This is a genomic window from Roseivivax sp. THAF197b, assembly GCF_009363255.1.
Taxonomy (GTDB): Bacteria; Pseudomonadota; Alphaproteobacteria; order Rhodobacterales; family Rhodobacteraceae; genus Roseivivax.
In genome coordinates, this window is sequence record NZ_CP045318.1 from 3,195,307 (window position 1) to 3,213,276 (window position 17,970).

Genomic DNA, 17,970 nt, shown 5'->3' on the forward strand with positions numbered 1-17,970 from the left:
ACGAAAAGGCCTCGGACCCAGTCCGGGGCCTTTTTGCATGCACGCGGCGCAAGCCCGGCGCCATCGCGCAATTGACAAGGCCGGGCATGACGGTCCCACTCGTCTCAACGAGATGGAGATTGCCGTGGCCCAGCTGCACCCGAACCCCTTCCGCGCGACAGACAAGGCCCTCGATCTGCCGGAGGACATCCCCCTCCCCGAAGACGATGTCGCGCCCGTCCTGGCGCTTCTCGCGCAATGCCCTGCTGCGGCGGAGACCCCGCTTGTGGATACGCCCGATCTCGCCACGATGGGGCACGTCGCACGCCTGTCGCTGAAGGACGAACGCGGGCGCATGGGGCTCGGGTCGTTCAAGGCCCTCGGCGCGGCACATGTGATCGCGCGCGATGCCGCCGAGACCGGGGCTGCGGACCTGTCGACGGCATTGGCAGGGCGGCGCTACGTCACTGCGAGTGCGGGCAATCACGGCCTGTCGGTGGCAGCGGGCGCGCGCATCTTCGGCGCCGAGGCTGCGATCTACCTGTCGGACACGGTGCCCGAGGGCTTCGCGGACCGGTTGCGCGCGCAGGGCGCCGAGGTCGTGCGCGCAGGCGCCCATTACGAGGCCAGCATGCAGGCCGCCGCACAAGCTGCCAAGGAACATGGCTGGCAGCTTCTGTCGGACAGCTCCTGGCAGGGCTACACAAATGTGCCGCGCGTGTTGATGCAGGGCTACCTCGTGCTGATGGATGAGGTGATCCGACAGATCGAAACGCCCCCCACCCATATCTTCGTGCAGGCCGGTGTGGGTGGCCTTGCCGCCGCTGTGGCCGCGAGCGCGCGCAAGGCTTGGGGCGATATGCCATGCGTCATCGTGGTAGAGCCGGAGGCTGCACCCTGCATCGCCGCATCGTTGACCGCCGGACATGCGGTCGCGACCGAAGGCCCCGTCTCGTCCATGGGGCGGCTCGATTGCAAGGAGGCGTCGCTCATCGCCCTGAAGGGCCTCGCGCGCGATGCCGATGCGGTGATGACACTATCGGATGAGGAGGCGGAGGCGCTGTTGCCCGCGCTCGACCGCGCAGACCTCGGCACCACGCCGTCGGGCGCCGCCGGGGTAGCCGCGTTGATGGAAAGCGCCCCCTTCCGCGCAGCACTTAGCCTTGATGCAATCTCCCGCGTTCTGGCCTTCCTGACCGAGACGCCGGGATGACGGGGTTCGCGCCCGATGAATACCGCGCCCGCGTGGTTCGCGCTCAAGCGGCGATGGCCGAGGCCGGTCTCGCGGCGCTGCTCCTGACGACGGAGCCCGATATCCGCTATTTCTCGGGCTTTCTGACGCGCTTCTGGGAAAGCCCGACCCGGCCGTGGTTTCTTGTCGTCCCCGCCGAGGGCGCTCCGATCGCCGTGATTCCCACGATCGGCCGCGCCTTGATGGAGACGACCTGGATCACCGATATCCGCACCTGGCGCGCGCCAGACCTCGAAGATGACGGCATCTCTCTTCTGGCCGCGACCCTTGCGGAGCACACCCCGCCTAACGCGACCATCGGCCTGCCCATGGGCATGGAGAGCCATCTGCGCATGCCGCTCTCGGGGTTTTTCGCGCTCGAGAAGGCGCTTGGATCGCGGCAGCTCGGTCCGGATGGCGACCTCGTCCGCACCCTGCGCATGGTCAAATCCGAGGCCGAGATCGCCGCCATCCGCGCGGCCTGCGGGGTGGCCGACCGCGCCTTCGCGCGTCTGCCCGAGATCCTGTCGGTCGGCCGCCCGCTCAGCACGGTCTTTCGTGATTTCCAGTCGCTGTGCCTCTCGGAGGGTGCGGATTGGGTGCCTTACGTGGCGGGTGCCGCAGCGCAGGGCGGCTATCTCGACGTGATCTCGCCCGCCACGTACGCGCCGCTGGCCAGGGGCGATGTGGTCATGCTCGACACCGGTCTGATCCGCGCGGGCTATTTCTGTGACTTCGACCGCAACGTCTCCATGGGGCCTGCCCCGGCCCATATCCGGGACGCCCATGCCCGGCTGATTGATGCGACAGCGGCGGGCTTTGCGGTCGCGCGGGCAGGCGTGACAGCGGCTGCGCTGTTTTACGCCATGGCGGCGGTGGCCTCTGACGGCGGTGCGGCGGAGGAGGCAGGCCGTTTCGGGCACGGGCTTGGGCAGCAGCTTACCGAATGGCCCTCGATCATCCCCGCCGATCACACCCCCCTGCCCGCAGGCACCGTCCTGACGCTGGAGCCGTCGGTCGCCCTGCCCGGCGGGCGCCTTATGGTCCATGAGGAAAACATCGTCCTGCGCGAGGATGGCGCTGAATGGCTCTCCACGCCGTCCGGCCCGGCCCTGCCGGAGATGCCGATATGACCCAGTTCGCCTATGACAGCATCACCGCCGACGAGGCGCGGATCGGGCTGATCGTGCTATCCGCCGATGAAAGCCTCGAGCGGGACATGCGCGACCTCATCCCCTTGCGCGTGAACCTCCTTACGAGCCGCGTGCCCTCGGGCGACGCGGTCACGGAAGAGACGCTCGGCGCCATGGCGGAGGCCCTGCCCGCTGCCGCACGCCTTCTGCCGCAGGCCCAGCGCTTTGCGACGGTCGGCTATGGCTGCACCTCGGGGGCCGCCGTGATCGGACGCGCGGAGGTCGAAAGGCTGGTCGCGGGGTCTGTGCCCACCGACACGGTCACAAACCCTGTCAGCGCGCTTGTGGCCGCCGCACAGGCACTGGGTCTGCGGCGGCTCGCCATCCTGTCGCCCTATGTCGCCGCGGTGTCGGAACGTCTGCGCTCCGCCCTCCTGTCCGAAGGGATCGAGACGCCCCTTTTCGGCACGTTCAACGAGGCGGCGGAGGAAAAGGTCGTGCGCATCGCGCCGCATTCCATCATCGCGGCGAGCCGGGCCTTGATGGCGTCGGGCGGTGCGGATGCCCTCTTTCTGTCCTGCACCAACTTGCGCACCCTGGGCGTCATCGCGCCGCTGGAAGAGGCCCTTGGCCTCCCGGTCCTGTCTTCGAACCAGGTGCTGGCCTGGCACATGCTGCGCCTTGCCGGGATCGACGATCAGCGGTCCGATCTGGGCCAGCTTTTCGCGCAGCATTGAGGCGCCTAGCCCTTGCGCGCCTCGGCTCGTGCAAGCTGCACCGCGAGAATCCCGCCCGCGATGATCACCACGCCGAAGACGTCCCACAGGCTCAGCGGCTCGCCCAACAGCACCCAGGCGATGACCACGCCGAAAAACGGGTTGAGGAAGTGGAATGTGGCACTGCGCGTGGCGCCGATCCGGTCGACGAGCAGGAACCACACAAGCGTGGCCAGCACACCCGGCACCAGGACCGTGTACCAGAACGCGAAGACCAACGTACCCGACCACGCGATGACCAGCTCCTCGAAGAGGAGCGCAGGAAGAGCCAGCGCGACCGCCCCCACGAACATCTGCAAGCCCACCACCATCAACACGTTGCCCTTGGCGCTGGTGTTGCGCACGGTCAGCGTGGCCACTGCCAGCGACAGCGCCGCAAAGATGCACAGTGCGATACCCGGCAGGTCCGCCCCGCCCGACAGCCGCGCGCCCATGATGATGGCGACACCGACAATGCCCGCGAACAACCCCGCCACGCCCATGGCAGGCAGGGATTCGCGATAGATCGTCCAGGCAAGAAGCGCCACGATCAGCGGCATGGTCGACGCAATGATTGCCGCCAGCGATGCCTCGACCTGCTGCATCGCGATGAAGTTCAGACCGAGATAGATCGCGTTCTGGCACAGTCCGAAAATCACCACCGCGCGCCATTGCGCACGGCTGAGATGCCAGGTCTGGCCCATGGCCCGCGCGATCCCCACTGCGATCAGCCCCGAGATGAAGAAGCGCAATGACAGGGTGTAAAGCGGGGGTGCCGCCTGCACGATGACCCGCGCCGATGTGAAGGCCGACGACCACATGGCCGCGAAAGCCAACCCCATCATTACCGCGCGAACATCCATGCAGGTCCCTCCCTATGACGAAATCCACATAACCGGAGCCAGAGAGCATCATCCAACCCCTTGAAACGGAACGTTCGAGGCCCGATTGGACACATCAGCTTTGTGCATTTCTTCTTCCGCGAGGTCTGACGCGGACGGGACCGGAAGGCAAGCCGAGGCCTTTGCACGAAAAGCCCCGCCAACCGAACGGCAGGCGGGGAAGTGGCGCTTCACAGGCTGTGTGAAGCACTGGCGGTAACTGAAATTCGGAAGGTTTAGCCGCTTTCGGCCATCTCAGCGCGGATCTGCTGGCGCAGCACGTCGATCGGCACGGTCTTGCCGTCGCGCTTGAAGTGCCAGTAAGTCCAGCCGTTGCAGGACGGCGCGCCTTCGAGATGCGCGCCCACCTGGTGGATCGATCCCTTGACGTCGAGCCCGACCAGCGTGCCGTCAGCACGCACCTTGGCCGATTTGCCCGAGGGCGAGGTCAGAGTCTCGCCGGGGCGCAGCATGCCGCGCTCCACCAGCTGCCCGAAGGGCACGCGCGGCTCCGCGCGCTTGGGTTTCATCGTCTCGAGCGCGGTCTTGTCGAACTTGCGGACCTTGGCGATGCGTTCGGCGGCCACCTCGCGATACGCGGCCTCGCGCTCGATCCCGATCCAGTCGCGGCCCAGCATCTTGGCCACGGCGCCCGTCGTGCCGGTGCCGAAGAACGGGTCGAGCACCACGTCGCCGGGATTGGTCGATCCGACCAGAACTCGGTGCAAAAGCGCTTCGGGCTTCTGGGTCGGATGCGCCTTCTGCCCATCGGCACCCTTCAGCCGCTCGCCGCCATTGCAGATCGGCAGCACCCAGTCCGAGCGCATCTGGATGCCTTCGTTCAACGCTTTCAGCGCCTCGTAGTTGAAGGTGTATTTCGCCCCTTCGGATTTCGAGGCCCAGATCATCGTCTCATGGGCATTGGTGAACCGCTTGCCGCGGAAATTCGGCATCGGGTTGGATTTGCGCCAGACCACGTCGTTCAGCATCCAGTAGCCCTGATCCTGCAGCGCCGCGCCGACCCGGAAAATGTTGTGGTAGGACCCGATGACCCAGATCGCGCCGTTGGGCTTCAGAAGCCGGCGTGCGGCCTTCAGCCAGGCGCGGGTGAACGTGTCATAGGCCTGAAAGCTCTGAAACTGATCCCAGTCATTGTCCACCGCGTCCACGAGGCTGTTGTCGGGACGGTGCAACTCGCCCTTGAGTTGCAGGTTATAGGGTGGATCGGCGAAGATCAGGTCGACCGACGCCTCGGGAAGCGCCTCCATCTCAGCGATGCAGTCGCCTTGCAGAATCGTGTTGAGAGGGAGCGCGTTCGCGCTCGTCAGATTGGTCATCTTCGTCATTTTGTCTCTGCCCCAAGACTTCGGCGCTTATGCGCTCTCATCGGTTGGACAAAGACTGAGTCAAAGGCGATTCGTGGTCAATTTGTTTTTTGAATCAGGGACTTGGGTTTTTACCTTGCCACAAGATATTGTGTACCGGCTTGAAAGACTTTCTATGGTGTGGGGTCACGCCAAGATTTTCCAACGCCATCCTGTGGCTTTTTGACGGATAGCCCGCATTCGTCTCCCACCCATATCCGGGGAAGTGTTGCGCCAAATCCCGCATCGCCTTGTCGCGCCACGATTTCGCCACAATTGAGGCCGCTGCGATGCTCACCGAACGACTGTCGCCCTTGATCACCGCAGTCGCGGGATGCGGGCAGTCGCGGGGGATCATGTTGCCGTCGATCAGCAGGTGACAGGGCGGCGCGGTCAGGCCCGCCACCGCGCGCAGCATGGCCACGTGCGAGGCGCGCAGGATGTTCATCGCATCGATCTCCTCGACCGTGGCGATGCCGATGGCCATCTCGGCCTTTTCCGCGATTTCGGCTGCCAGCGCCTCGATCCGTGCCTTGCTCAGCGCCTTGCTGTCATTGAGCCCGGCAGGAAGACGTGCCGGATCGAAGACCACCGCGGCGGCCACGACCGGCCCCGCAAGTGGGCCACGTCCGACCTCGTCGACGCCGACGACGCGGCGGGCCCCTGCGGCGATCTGCGCCTGTTCATACTGATCTGTCGGTCCAGCCATGTCCCCGTTCCTGCCAAGCCGCGCGCCGCCGCACCAGCCCCCATCGCGTGAAACCCGCACAAAAGGAGGGACAGGCCCTGCCTCGGCCTGTCCCTCGCGGCGGGATGGGGTCTGCCCGCCGCCCTGCTCGCTCGCGTCGGTCCGCGTTCAGTGGCGCGGTGTGTGGTAGCCACGCTTGTCGAGGCAGCGTTCCCAGAAGCCCACGATCTTGCGGCCGTTATACCTGGTCTTGATGTTGCAAGCCGCAGGTAGCCGCGCAAAGGCGGGATAGGTTCGCTTAAGGCAACGCGACAGGTAGAAGCCCTTTTTGCGATCCTCGGCCACGGGCAGGCGCACGCGACATTGCGGCGGAAGCGTGCGCGGCGACGCATGCTGATGGTGCGGCGCATAATGCGACCCGTTCTTCACCTGGCCGGGATAGCCTTTGTGAACGCCGGGGCGGAAGGGCGCGTGGTGGTCGTACCAGGCTGTCTCTTCGGCCTGCTTCTGCTTCTTTTTCTTGTCCTTCTTCTTGTCGTCGTCGTCATCCTCCTGAGCGGCATCAATGGCCGTGCCCAGGATCAACAGGAGCGCGACCCCGCCCGCGATCTTCGCGATGTCTTCGTTGGAAGCGGCGCGCGCCTGCGTGGAAAGAAGGCTGAGCGCAGTGGCAGCAGCCAGAACAAGGGTGATGAAACGTCGGGCCATGGGAGCCTCCTTCAGCGGGTCTGCGGAATGCGACCTCTGGTCCCTCGCGGAACCGGATCGCCGATACCCAAGGCTCCCCCGGCAGGGCCTCGTCGCTCAATGTCAGCCGGTCTGCTATGCGATAACGCCCGCGAGATGCGCCGCGATATTGAATGACGGCGCGGGCTGGCGCAGTGTCGACCCCATGAAACAGCTCATTCTCATACTGGCCCTGACGCTCGGGACCGCGCATGCCGCAGAGGCCGCGTGCTACGCCGATTACAAGGCCAAGCGCGAAAGCCCGCTGCGCCTGCATTACGGTGTGGCCGAGATCGGCGACGGCGCCTGCACCAAGGCCGCCGCGCGCCGCGCCCTGACCCCGCGTCTTGCCGCCGAAGGCTGGGCGCTTCTGAACGTGGTGTCGGTTTTCGACGCTTCGGGCCTCGAAGAAAGGAAGGCGAGTGCCGGACCCAACTACCTCCGTTACTGAGGCCCGCCGTTCGGGCACGCGGATCGTGACCCTCGGACTTGCCGCGATCGTCCTGATGCTCGCGGGCCTGGGCGCGTGGCTGCTCTTTACCCTGCCCGATGCGGGCGCGTTCAACGATCGCGTCGAACGGCTTTTCATCGAGAATGACGATCTGACCGCGCAGGCGGAGGTCAAACTCCTCGAGATCCTCGCACAATCCGGCACCGCCTTCGCCGAGACGCTGGCAAGCTACCGCGTGGTGATCTTCGTGCTCCTGGTCTTCGCCACGGCCATGCTGGTCGCCGCACTGGTCTTTCTGGTGATGCTGGTCACGCTAAACCGCCGGATGGCCGCGGTGGAGCGCTCCGGGATCGAGGTCTCCTCGCTGGTCATCAGCCGGGAGGAGAACACCGTGTATCTCAATACGATGGGCTTCAAGCTGACCGAGGCGATGATGGAGACGCTGGCCGTGCTGGCCGAGGCGCGGCTCGACGAGGAGATGCTGACCGGCATCCAGATCGAGTCCATGATTACGGGCCGGTCCGAGTCCGATTGCGACGAAGCCGCGGGCGCCACGCGGATCAAGCGCCTGCGCGACGGTCTGGGAAATCAGTTGGTCTCTGAGCTTCTGGTCAAGACCATCGCCAAACGCGGATATGTTCTGGCCGTCGACAAGGGCGTGATCGAGGTGCTCTGACCGCCGGATGTGCGCTTAGGCGTGCTGGCGACCCCGGCAGGATTCGAACCTGCAACCTGCCCCTTAGGAGGGGGCTGCTCTATCCAGTTGAGCCACGGAGCCGCACGGCATCGGGTCTAGCGCGCGCGCGGAGCCGTGTCACCCCGCATCGCACAAATCCCGCGCCTCCCACTCTGACGCTTGTGACTTCACATCGCATCAGTCTACTTTACCGGTAACGCTCAATAATTGAGGACGCAGCCCTTGGCCGACACGCCCCCCCGCCCGCTGACACTCCGGGATGTCTCTGAAGCGTCCGGCGTTTCCGAAATGACCGTGAGCCGTGTTCTGCGCAACCGGGGCGATGTTTCGGGTGCGACGCGCGAAAAGGTCCTGGAGGCGGCGAAATCGCTGGGCTACGTGCCGAACAAGATCGCGGGCGCGCTCGCCAGTCAGCGTGTCAACCTCGTGGCGGTCATCATTCCCAGCCTGCGCAACATGGTCTTTCCCGAGGTCATGTCCGGCATCAGCGCGGTGCTGGAGGACACGGATCTTCAGCCCGTCGTGGGTGTGACCGATTATCTGCCCGAAAAGGAAGAGCGCGTCCTTTACGAGATGCTGTCCTGGCGGCCGTCTTCGGTCATCATCGCGGGGCTTGAGCATTCGGACGCCTCGCGCGCCATGCTGGCCGCGTCGGGCATCCCCGTGGTCGAGATCATGGATACCGACGGCACGCCGATCGACGCAATGGTCGGGATCTCGCACCGGCGGGCGGGCCGCGAAATGGCCCAGGCGATCCTGAAGGCGGGCTACACGAATATCGGTTTTCTGGGCACCAAGATGCCGCTCGATCACCGCGCCCGGAAGCGGTTCGAGGGCTTCACCGAGACGCTCGCCAAGGCCGGGGTGGAGGTCATGGACCAGGAATTCTACTCGGGCGGGTCCGCGCTGGCCAAGGGTCGCGAGATGACCGAGGCCATACTGGAACGGACGCCAGAGCTCGATTTCATCTATTATTCCAATGACATGATCGGCGCGGGTGGCCTGCTCTACTGCCTCGACAAGGGCATCGACGTTCCGGGTCAGATCGGACTTGCGGGCTTCAATGGCGTCGAGCTTCTGGATGGTCTGCCCCGCAAACTGGCCACCATGGACGCCGCGCGCACCGAGATCGGGCGCAAGGCGGCTGAGATAGTCGCAGCCCTGGTCGAGAACCCCGACGCCGAGATCGACCGAATTGTCGAGCTGACCCCGAAGGTCGCTGTCGGTGAGACCCTGAAAAAGCGCTGAAACGACGAAACGGGGCGGCATCGCCGCACGTCAAGGTTCGGACGGATCGTCACCTGACTGTCATGGAATCGATGTATGTCAGGCTGCGCGTGCTCTCGATCCCCAACGAATCGTGTTTTGCTGCCGGGGCATGCGCTTTTTTGAGAGACTTTTCAGCATATTCGGGAGTGGCCTCGGCCGCTCCCTTTTTCGTTCGGGGCTGACGTCGAAAAAAGCGCCCTCGATCCCGCCTGCGAAAGCGCTGCGAGCCATGCACAAGGCGGGATGCGGAGTTGAATGAATGGACGTGGTTGGCCGTTCATACTCTGCCTATTTCTTGGGCCAAGGGGGAACGACAAACCTATTACGGAGACATCCCATGGCCACGGCCACCTACAACGCACACAGCACGGCCCACGCGTCCGAACGCAAGGGCTTCGTCCAAAGCCTCTACAATGGCTTGCTTTGGCTGGCAGAGCGCAATCCCCGCGTTCAGCAAGTCGAGAAGCTGCAGGCAATGTCCGACGATGAGCTGGCAAAGCGCGGCTTGAAGCGCGAAGACATCGCGCGTCACGTCTATCGCGACCTGTTCTACCTCTAAACGCACAAACGAGTCACCTCGGACGATCAGAGCCGAGTACTCGAGAAACTGGCCGTGCCTCCGGGCGCGGCCGTTTTGCGTTTTGGGTGTACGTTATGCCTCGGAGCGCGTCTGCCCCCTCGCCAGCCACTCGCCGGCCGATCGGGTCCACAAACGAAAAAGGCCGCGCCCGAAGGCGCGGCCCTGTGATCTCGGCACAGACTGAAAGATCAGTTCTGTGCGTAGAATTCGATGACGAGGTTCGGCTCCATCTGGACGGCGAAGGGCACGTCCGACAGGCCGGGCTGGCGCACGAAGGTCGCCTTCATCTTGGAGTGATCGACCTCGATGTAATCGGGCACGTCACGCTCGGGCAACTGCGATGCTTCGATCACGGAAGCGAGCTGCTTGGACTTTTCACGGACCTCGATCACGTCGCCTTCCTTCACGCGGTAGGAGGGGATGTTGACCTTCTTGCCGTTCACCGTGACGTGGCCATGGTTCACGAACTGGCGCGCGGCAAACACGGTTGCGACGAACTTCGCGCGGTAGACGACCGCGTCGAGGCGGCGCTCCAGCAGGCCGATCAGCAGCTCACCGGTGTCGCCCTTCTGGCGCTCTGCATCGGCGAAGATGCGGCGGAATTGCTTCTCGGTCAGGTCGCCGTAATGGCCCTTCAGCTTCTGCTTGGCGCGCAGCTGCAGACCGAAATCCGAGATTTTGCCCTTGCGGCGCTGGCCGTGCTGGCCGGGGCCGTATTCACGGCGGTTGACCGGGGATTTCGGACGACCCCAGATGTTTTCGCCCATCCGGCGGTCGATCTTGTACTTGGCAGAGGTGCGTTTGGTCACCGTCTGATCTCCTTCGTTCTGGCGCAGCCCCTTCGGTGGTCTCCGGGACGGCTATGAAGGGCGTTGTCCTCTGGGCCATATGTCCGGTTTCCCGAAGCCCTGACAGGCATCCCCTTGCGGGGGCCACCAACACCAATGAAGGCGCGCTTATATCCGCGGCCCGATCACTGTCAATAGCGCCCGCATCCACATGGGTATTTGAGGCAAATGCGACGGGTCTTTGCGGAAGCCGTTAGGAATTTCGAAAGGCCCGCCAGGCGTAATGCTCGGACCTCGAATGTCAGGTTGGGAAAGGCCATGGTCAGCGGGCTCGATATCAGCGTGCCGAAGAACGCACTCGATTTTGCCGTGCGCGAACTGGATCGCGACACGCCGCGGATCGTGGCGCAGGCCGTGCGGGCGCGCAACGTCAACCTCGCCTTCCAGCCGGTGGTGCATGGCACGGCCCATGATCATGTCGCCTTCTACGAAGGTCTGGCGCGCGTGCTGGATCCTGCGGGCCGAATCGTTCCCGCCCGCGATTTCATCGCCGATATCGAGGAAGAAGAGACAGGCCGCCTGCTGGATTGCGTAGCCCTCAGCAAGGGCCTCGGCATCTTGTCGCGCAACCCCGATATCCGGCTCTCGCTCAATCTCTCGGCGCGGTCCATCGGCTACCGGAAATACGGCAAGATCCTTGATCAGGCGCTGTCAGGCGACCCCACGATCGCGGAACGCCTGATCCTCGAAGTGACGGAGCCATCCGCGATGCGCGTGCCCGAGCTCGTCAGCGACTTCATGAAACGCTACGGCCCGCAGGGGGTCAGCTTCGCGCTCGACAATTTCGGCGCGGGGTCGACGAATCTGCGCGTGCTCAGCCGGTTCACCTTCGACATCCTCAAGATCGACGGCCGTTTATCGCGCGGCGCCGCGCAGGACGCGGATATGCAGGTGTTGATGCGGGCGATTCTGGCCATGGCGCGCGAATTCGACGTCTTCACCATCGCCGAAAGCATCGAAAGCCGCGAAGATGCGGACTTCATGTCGGATATCGGCGTGGATTGCCTGCAGGGCTTCTATTTCGCGGCCCCCAGCCTCGATCCGCCCTGGCGCCGAATGGAGGCGAAAACCGCCTGATCCTCCCGAAAGACCAGGCGACCCAATGGCCCGAACATGCGCTCCTCCTTGCCGGGCCGACCCGCATCTGACGTTACGTCTGTTGCTCACCTTCCCGTCATCCGATACCAACATGCCCAACGTGGCACGCGCCCGGGATGCATCCGCGCGCCTCGCGCCACATCGTGCAAGAGAGGAGATCTGGCATGACCAATATCGTGATCGCATCGGCGGCCCGGACCGCTGTCGGAAGCTTTACCGGCTCTTTCGCCACCACCCCGGCCCATGACCTCGGTGCCGCCGTGCTCGAAGCGCTGGTGGAACGGGCAGGCATCGACAAGTCGGAAGTCTCCGAGACCATCCTTGGTCAGGTGCTGACCGCCGCACAGGGCCAGAACCCCGCGCGCCAGGCGCATATCAATGCGGGCCTGCCGCAGGAAAGCGCCGCCTGGGGTATCAACCAGGTCTGCGGTTCCGGTCTTCGCGCGGTCGCCCTCGGTGCCCAGCACATCCAGCTTGGCGATGCCGACATCATCTGCGCGGGCGGTCAGGAAAGCATGTCGCTCTCCACCCATGCCGCGCATCTGCGCGCCGGTCACAAGATGGGTGACGTGAAATACATCGACACGATGATCCGTGACGGCCTTTGGGACGCCTTCAACGGCTACCACATGGGCCAGACCGCCGAGAACGTCGCCGAGAAGTGGCAGATCAGCCGCGACCAGCAGGACGAATTCGCGCTTGCCTCCCAGAACAAGGCCGAAGCGGCCCAGAAGGCGGGCAAGTTCGAGGACGAGGTCATCCCCTTCACCGTGAAGACCCGCAAGGGAGAGATCGTCGTCGACAAGGACGAATATATCCGCCACGGCGCGACGCTCGAGAACATGACAAAGCTGCGCCCGGCCTTCACCAAGGACGGATCGGTCACCGCGGGCAATGCCTCGGGGCTCAATGACGGTGCCGCGGGCGCCCTCATCATGACGGCCGAGAATGCGGAGAAGCGCGGCATCGAGCCGCTCGCGCGGATCGTCTCCTACGCAACGGCGGGTCTTGATCCGAAGATCATGGGCGTGGGCCCGATCTACGCGTCCCGCAAGGCGCTGGAGAAGGCAGGCTGGAAGCCCGAGGATCTCGACCTCGTCGAAGCCAACGAAGCCTTCGCCGCACAGGCCTGCGCCGTGAACAAGGACATGGGCTGGGATCCGGAGATCGTGAACGTCAATGGCGGTGCCATTGCCATCGGTCACCCGATCGGTGCCTCCGGTGCCCGTATCCTCAACACGCTTCTGTTCGAGATGAAGCGCCGCGGTGCCAAGAAAGGCCTCGCCACGCTCTGCATCGGTGGCGGCATGGGCGTCGCCATGTGCCTCGAGCGCCCGTAACAGGCACGCCACGGAAAAGGCGGGGCGCGTCCCCGCCTTTCTTCCATGCGACAGGTTCTCCCGCATAACCCCGATCAGCTTGTCTTTTCAGGCGGCGGTCTGCGCTGCTTCTGGCAGGGCGGCTTCATGACGACATTGACCAAGACCCGGCAGATCGCGCCGAAGCGGCTGACCGGGGTGTCGGGCGGGGCGCTTGCGGGCGCGGCCTATCTTGCCGGACGCGAACAGAAACTGCTCGATGCTATGTGCGAGGCGTTCGAAGCGCAGGACAGCAATATCGACCTCATGCATGACGGCGACGAAGGCCTGACACCGCATCAGTCGATCTATTGCGAAGTCGTGGGCCAGGTCATCGACGACGACGCCGCCAAGACCATCGCGGACGGCCCGGCGTTCCAGATCCTGATCGCGCATCCGCCGAAAAGCGGCCTGCCGGTCCTGTCCGGCATAGCGATGACACTGGCCTATGAGGCGGAACTGCACACGATCAACGCGCCGCATTTCGGCTGGGCCGAAAAGATGGGGCTCGACCATGCGCTGGTAGATGCAAACCAGGCGGCCCGAGACGGCAAGCTGCTCGACCTGATTTGTGCCGCGGCCGTCATCCCGCCGGTCTTCAAGCCACCGCATTGGGAAGGACGCCCGGTCGTCGATGGCGGAATGGCCGATCAGGCCCCGATGCCGCAGCCCGACGAGGGCACGACGATGATCCTGCTCACGCGAAATTACCGGTCTCTGCCGGACACCGAGACCCGCTATTACCTGCACCCGAGCGAGGAAACCCCGGCGGACAAGATCGATTTCACCGATCCCGGCAAGCTCCGCGCCACCTGGGACCAAGGCGCGCGGGATGCGGAGGCGTTCCTGAGCGCGGACGCTCAGGGCACAAACTGACGAAATATCGTTGCGTTTTGCGATTTCAGATCGCAACGATGGAACCCAAGTAACTAACTCAAGGAGGAGAAGACCATGGCACGTGTAGCACTCGTCACCGGCGGAAGCCGCGGAATCGGCGCCGCGATTTCGAAAGAGCTGAAATCCCAGGGCTACGAGGTCGCCGCGACCTATGCCGGCAATGACGAAAAGGCCAAGGCCTTCAGCGACGAGACCGGCATCAAGACCTACAAGTGGAACGTGGGCGATTACGAAAGCTCCAAGGAGGGTCTCGCGCAGGTCGAGGCCGATCTCGGCCCGATCGACGTCGTGGTGGCCAATGCCGGCATCACCCGCGACGCCCCCTTCCACAAGATGACGCCCCAGCAATGGCAGGAGGTTATCGACACCAACCTCACCGGCGTCTTCAACACGGTCCACCCGATCTGGCCCGGCATGCGCGAGCGGGGCTTCGGCCGGATCATCGTGATCTCGTCGATCAATGGGCAGAAGGGCCAGTTTGCCCAGGTGAACTACGCTGCGACCAAGGCGGGTGATCTCGGCATCATCAAGTCGCTGGCGCAGGAGGGGGCCGGCAAGGGCATCACCGCCAACGCGGTCTGCCCGGGCTACATCGCGACCGAAATGGTCATGGCCGTGCCGGAGAAGGTACGCGATGCGATCGTCAGCCAGATCCCCGCAGGTCGCCTGGGCGAGCCCGAGGAAATCGCGCGCTGCGTGGCGTTCCTCGCCTCCGACGATGCGCAATTCATCAACGGCTCGACGATTTCGGCCAATGGCGGTCAGTATTTCGCCTGATCGTCCGAACCACACGCGATGACGCCCGCAAGGGCGGAAGAGCCCCGGCCCCGCGCCGGGGCTCTTTGCGTTTTTGCACATAAACGGCGCGCAGCATCGCATAGACGCACCAGACACGTTCCATATATGTCTCCCAACGCAAGTAGGAGGCTTCGCCATGATTTCCGAGATTTCAGGTCTGCACCATGTCACATCGCTGGCCTCGGACGCCCAGACCAACAACGACTTCTTCACCAAGACGCTTGGTCTGCGCCGGGTCAAGAAAACCGTGAATTTCGACGCGCCGGAGGTCTATCACCTCTATTACGGCGACGAGACGGGCACCCCCGGCACGGTCATGACCTATTTTCCCTTCCCCAATGCCCGGCGGGGCCGCGCGGGCACGGGCGAGGTCGGCACCACCGTCTTTTCCGTTCCGAAAGGCGCCCTGCCCTATTGGGAAGACCGGCTCGCGACCTTCGACACACCCGGCCTGTCCCGCGACAGCCGCTTCGGCGAGGAACGCCTGCGCTTCGCCGGTCCCGATGGCGACGGCTTCGCCCTGACGGAGGTCGAAAGCGACAGCCGCGCGCCCTGGACCGCGGGCGGCGTGCCCGAAGATGTCGCCATTCGCGGCTTCCATTCCACCGACATGCGCTTGCGTGACGATGCCGCCACGGCGGAGCTTCTGCGTTTCATGGGCTACGAGGAGATGGACCGCACAGGCGCGATCACCCGTTTTCACATCCCCGGTGGCAATGACGCGAATATCATCGACCTCACCCGCATCGACGCGCCCTTCGGCGATCAGGGGGCTGGCTCCGTGCATCACGTGGCCTTCGCGGTCGAGGATCGCGCGGCCCAGCTCGCGGTGCGGCGCGCGCTCTCGGATACCGGCTATCAGGTCACCCCTGTGATCGACCGCGACTATTTCTACGCGATCTATTTCCGCACGCCCGGCGGGGTCCTGTTCGAGATTGCCACGAACGAGCCCGGTTTTGATCGCGATGAGGATACCGCGCATCTGGGCCAGGCGCTCAAGCTGCCCAGTCAGCACGAGCCGCTGCGCGAGGTCTTGGAAAGCCGCTACCTGGCGCCGATCCATGACTGAGGCAGGCTATATCTACGCCGAAACGAAGGGGAAGACCGGCGCGCCGCTGGTCTTCACCTTTCATGGCACAGGCGGCAATGAACACCAGTTCCACCGCTTCGCAGGCGATCTGATCCCTGACGCTCATGTGATCTCGCCCCGTGGGGATGTCTCGGAGATGGGCGCCTTGCGCTATTTCAAGCGCACGGGCGAAGGCGTCTACGACATGGAGGATCTGGCCCGACGGCAGGCCGCCATGGCGGAATTCGTCGGTGCGCATAAAGCGCGGATCGGAGCGGAGCGTGTCATTGCGCTTGGCTATTCCAACGGCGCCAATATCGCGGCTGCCGTGGCGATGGCCCATCCGGATCTCTTCACCGACCTGGCACTCCTGCATCCGCTGATACCGTGGACGCCGGAACCGCAGCCCGGCCTCGCCCGGACGCGCATCCTGATCTCCGCCGGAGAACGGGATCCGATCTGCCCGGCCCCCGCAACCAAGGCCCTGATCGACTATTTTATGGACCAAGGCAGCGACGTCACCGCAGCCTGGCACCCCGGAGGGCACGAGATACGGGAGAGTGAAGTGGGGGCGCTGACCGCGCTCTTCGCGCCTTCGGACTGATCCCGACGCGGACCGGGAGGCGGCACTTGAACTATGCGCTGTCTAATCGACAAGTCACAAGCGACCACGGCGCATTTCCTGACCGGCCGTCATTTCGGGCGTGTTGGGATTTCGGGTGGTTTAGCCTTTGCGCCCCGGGACCGCATCGCAGGGCGAAAGTCGAGTGAATCAGACCGAAAGATACCGGCCGAATCTCTCCGGGTTGGGCAACGGCATGGGGTCATGCCGGTGCCCGGTAACGCCTCGCGTCAGTGCATTGTCTCCGAGGACAGCCGCGAGATTTCTTCCTTAAGCCGCAGTTTCTGCTTCTTCAATTCAGCCACCTGCAACCCGTCCATACTTGGGGATCGCTGGGCCTCCTCTACCTTGTCCGACAAAATGGCATGCTTCTTCTTCAGCTCCATCAAATGCGAACTTAGGCTCATGGGGGACCTCCTTTGCTGTGTGAACCTTGAGTGGAGCATAGACCGCATGCAAAGTCACGCTGCAGGCGCAAAACCCGCAAAGCATTTTCCCGCGAATTGGAATAAAATTATGCGTCTGCCGCAAAGTGCAGCGGCGCACCGTTCCGCAGGATCGCCCGCACCGTGCCGGTATAATCCTCGCCATCGGCGATATGACGCGCGCCTGCATGCAGAATCAGCGGTGCGTGAAGCTGAAATCCCGCGCGCCCGCCCTTGCGCGCCCGCACCAGAACAAGCCGCGCCGAGCGGCCTGCGCGGGGGGCCAGTGGTTTCAGCTCCACCGATCCCAACCGGCCCTGCAGCGCCGACAGGATATCCGGCAGCCGTTCGGCCCGGTGGATCATGTGCAACTGCCCCATCGGCGCGAGGCGGCGCGCGGCGACCTTGATCCAGCTGGCCAGCGGCGTGACCTCGCCCATCGCGGCTTCGCGGCCTTCGTCCTGCGCGGCACTGCGCGCCCCGCGCCGGTAATAGGGCGGGTTGGCGAGAATGTGATCGAAGCGCTCCTGCCGTAGCTCTGCGGGCAGCGCCACGAGATCTGCCGTGATGATCCGCGCGGACACGCCATTGGCCTCGGCGTTGCGGGCGGCAAGGGCGGCATAGGCCTCCTGCCGCTCGATCCCGGTCAGGCAAAGCCCCGGCACACGTTCCGCAAGACAAAGAAGGGCGGCCCCGGCCCCGCATCCAAGCTCGAGCACCCTTTGCTCGGGCTGGGCCGTCACCGACGCCGCAAGCAGCACCGGATCGATGCCCGCCCGGTAGCCGTATAACGGCTGGGCCAGATGCACGCGCCCGCCGAGATAGGCATCGACGCTCAGCGCGTCCGCCGGGAAATGGCCGACCTCATCCCTCAAACTTGACGCCGTTTTCCCAAAGGACCGTCCGCGCGCGGGCCAGTTCGTCCGTGCGCACCATCAGGCGACGCGGCAATATGCCAATGCTGCCTTCGAGGATGCTCATATTTACGTCCAGCTCGAAGGATTCTATACCCTCGTCAGCAAGGACGGCTCGAGCCAAAGGGATCAGCGTGATATCGTTGGTGCGCAATAACTCTTCCATATCCGCGATCTAACCCTTTGC

The 17,970-nt window shown here is 64.4% G+C and carries 21 protein-coding genes and 1 tRNA gene; 13 read left to right on the plus strand and 9 right to left on the minus strand.

Annotation, left to right across the window (positions count from 1 at the left end; genetic code table 11):
- Positions 1–112 precede the first annotated feature (112 nt).
- The 3 genes from FIV09_RS15345 to FIV09_RS15355 are packed head-to-tail and all read left to right on the plus strand — an operon-like array spanning position 113 to position 3,080.
- The gene (locus FIV09_RS15345) at positions 113–1,192 is read left to right on the plus strand and encodes a pyridoxal-phosphate dependent enzyme (protein WP_152451228.1); all 1,080 of its coding nucleotides are present in this window, start codon (positions 113–115) and stop codon (positions 1,190–1,192) included.
- Positions 1,189–2,343, plus strand: a complete 1,155-nt coding sequence (locus tag FIV09_RS15350) for a M24 family metallopeptidase (RefSeq protein WP_152451230.1) — start codon at positions 1,189–1,191, stop codon at positions 2,341–2,343. Before FIV09_RS15345 ends, FIV09_RS15350 begins: the two co-directional genes overlap by 4 nt.
- Positions 2,340–3,080: an aspartate/glutamate racemase family protein gene (locus tag FIV09_RS15355; RefSeq protein WP_152451232.1), complete on the plus strand. Its 741-nt coding sequence runs from the start codon at positions 2,340–2,342 to the stop codon at positions 3,078–3,080. The genes FIV09_RS15350 and FIV09_RS15355 overlap by 4 nt, the downstream gene beginning before the upstream one ends.
- Positions 3,081–3,085: 5 nt before the next feature.
- Here FIV09_RS15355 and FIV09_RS15360 read toward each other — a convergent pair whose 3' ends face one another.
- The 4 genes from FIV09_RS15360 to FIV09_RS15375 form a co-directional block, all read right to left on the minus strand.
- Positions 3,086–3,961 carry a DMT family transporter gene (locus FIV09_RS15360; protein ID WP_152451234.1) on the minus strand — a complete coding sequence of 292 codons (876 nt, stop codon included), beginning with the start codon at positions 3,959–3,961 and terminating at the stop codon, positions 3,086–3,088.
- A 254-nt stretch (positions 3,962–4,215) separates the two neighbouring features.
- The gene (locus FIV09_RS15365; protein WP_305793793.1) at positions 4,216–5,325 is read right to left on the minus strand and encodes a site-specific DNA-methyltransferase; all 1,110 of its coding nucleotides are present in this window, start codon (positions 5,323–5,325) and stop codon (positions 4,216–4,218) included.
- Between the two features lie 94 nt (positions 5,326–5,419).
- Positions 5,420–6,052, minus strand: coding sequence for a ribonuclease HII (locus FIV09_RS15370; RefSeq protein ID WP_152451238.1), 633 nt, complete (start codon positions 6,050–6,052; stop codon positions 5,420–5,422).
- Positions 6,053–6,199: 147 nt separating this feature from the next.
- Positions 6,200–6,739, minus strand: coding sequence for a hypothetical protein (locus FIV09_RS15375; RefSeq protein WP_152451240.1), 540 nt, complete (start codon positions 6,737–6,739; stop codon positions 6,200–6,202).
- Between the two features lie 184 nt (positions 6,740–6,923).
- Between FIV09_RS15375 and FIV09_RS15380 the strand changes: the two genes are divergently transcribed.
- Together FIV09_RS15380 and FIV09_RS15385 are read left to right on the plus strand one after the other, a co-directional pair.
- Positions 6,924–7,208, plus strand: a complete 285-nt coding sequence (locus FIV09_RS15380; RefSeq protein WP_152451242.1) for a hypothetical protein — start codon at positions 6,924–6,926, stop codon at positions 7,206–7,208.
- Positions 7,180–7,884 (plus strand): hypothetical protein, encoded by a 705-nt coding sequence (locus FIV09_RS15385; protein WP_152451244.1) that lies wholly within the window; start codon positions 7,180–7,182, stop codon positions 7,882–7,884. The genes FIV09_RS15380 and FIV09_RS15385 overlap by 29 nt, the downstream gene beginning before the upstream one ends.
- 25 nt (positions 7,885–7,909) lie before the next feature.
- On the opposite strand, the gene FIV09_RS15390 is transcribed toward FIV09_RS15385, so the two are convergent.
- Positions 7,910–7,986, minus strand: a tRNA-Arg gene (locus FIV09_RS15390).
- Between the two features lie 141 nt (positions 7,987–8,127).
- Between FIV09_RS15390 and FIV09_RS15395 the strand changes: the two genes are divergently transcribed.
- On the plus strand, positions 8,128–9,153 hold the full coding sequence (locus FIV09_RS15395) for a LacI family DNA-binding transcriptional regulator (RefSeq protein ID WP_152451246.1): 1,026 nt from the start codon (positions 8,128–8,130) through the stop codon (positions 9,151–9,153).
- 358 nt (positions 9,154–9,511) lie between these two features.
- On the plus strand, positions 9,512–9,733 hold the full coding sequence (locus FIV09_RS15400; protein WP_152451248.1) for a DUF1127 domain-containing protein: 222 nt from the start codon (positions 9,512–9,514) through the stop codon (positions 9,731–9,733).
- A gap of 209 nt (positions 9,734–9,942) precedes the next feature.
- On the opposite strand, the gene rpsD is transcribed toward FIV09_RS15400, so the two are convergent.
- Entirely contained in the window at positions 9,943–10,563 is a 621-nt protein-coding gene (rpsD, locus tag FIV09_RS15405; RefSeq protein WP_152451250.1) for a 30S ribosomal protein S4, read from the minus strand.
- Positions 10,564–10,860: 297 nt separating this feature from the next.
- On the opposite strand from rpsD, the gene FIV09_RS15410 reads away from it, so the two are divergent.
- The 6 genes from FIV09_RS15410 to FIV09_RS15435 all read left to right on the plus strand — a co-directional run bounded on the left by FIV09_RS15410 (position 10,861) and on the right by FIV09_RS15435 (position 16,426).
- A complete protein-coding gene (locus FIV09_RS15410) occupies positions 10,861–11,679 on the plus strand; it encodes an EAL domain-containing protein (RefSeq protein WP_152451252.1) in 819 nt (272 codons plus the stop codon).
- A 185-nt stretch (positions 11,680–11,864) separates the two neighbouring features.
- The gene (locus FIV09_RS15415; RefSeq protein ID WP_152451254.1) at positions 11,865–13,040 is read left to right on the plus strand and encodes an acetyl-CoA C-acetyltransferase; all 1,176 of its coding nucleotides are present in this window, start codon (positions 11,865–11,867) and stop codon (positions 13,038–13,040) included.
- 45 nt (positions 13,041–13,085) lie between these two features.
- Positions 13,086–13,934: a patatin-like phospholipase family protein gene (locus FIV09_RS15420; RefSeq protein ID WP_152451256.1), complete on the plus strand. Its 849-nt coding sequence runs from the start codon at positions 13,086–13,088 to the stop codon at positions 13,932–13,934.
- A 75-nt stretch (positions 13,935–14,009) separates the two neighbouring features.
- A complete protein-coding gene (gene phbB, locus FIV09_RS15425; RefSeq protein WP_152451258.1) occupies positions 14,010–14,732 on the plus strand; it encodes an acetoacetyl-CoA reductase in 723 nt (240 codons plus the stop codon).
- Positions 14,733–14,889: 157 nt separating this feature from the next.
- Complete coding sequence (locus tag FIV09_RS15430; RefSeq protein ID WP_152451259.1) at positions 14,890–15,822, plus strand: VOC family protein; 933 nt, start codon at positions 14,890–14,892, stop codon at positions 15,820–15,822.
- Entirely contained in the window at positions 15,815–16,426 is a 612-nt protein-coding gene (locus FIV09_RS15435; protein WP_152451261.1) for an alpha/beta hydrolase, read from the plus strand. Before FIV09_RS15430 ends, FIV09_RS15435 begins: the two co-directional genes overlap by 8 nt.
- A 248-nt stretch (positions 16,427–16,674) precedes the next feature.
- On the opposite strand, the gene FIV09_RS15440 is transcribed toward FIV09_RS15435, so the two are convergent.
- The 3 genes from FIV09_RS15440 to FIV09_RS15450 all read right to left on the minus strand — a co-directional run bounded on the left by FIV09_RS15440 (position 16,675) and on the right by FIV09_RS15450 (position 17,949).
- Entirely contained in the window at positions 16,675–16,851 is a 177-nt protein-coding gene (locus FIV09_RS15440; RefSeq protein ID WP_152451263.1) for a YdcH family protein, read from the minus strand.
- 107 nt (positions 16,852–16,958) lie between these two features.
- Positions 16,959–17,744, minus strand: coding sequence for a tRNA1(Val) (adenine(37)-N6)-methyltransferase (locus FIV09_RS15445; protein ID WP_152451265.1), 786 nt, complete (start codon positions 17,742–17,744; stop codon positions 16,959–16,961).
- On the minus strand, positions 17,734–17,949 hold the full coding sequence (locus tag FIV09_RS15450; RefSeq protein WP_152451266.1) for a DUF2007 domain-containing protein: 216 nt from the start codon (positions 17,947–17,949) through the stop codon (positions 17,734–17,736). Before FIV09_RS15450 ends, FIV09_RS15445 begins: the two co-directional genes overlap by 11 nt.
- Positions 17,950–17,970: the final 21 nt, after the last annotated feature.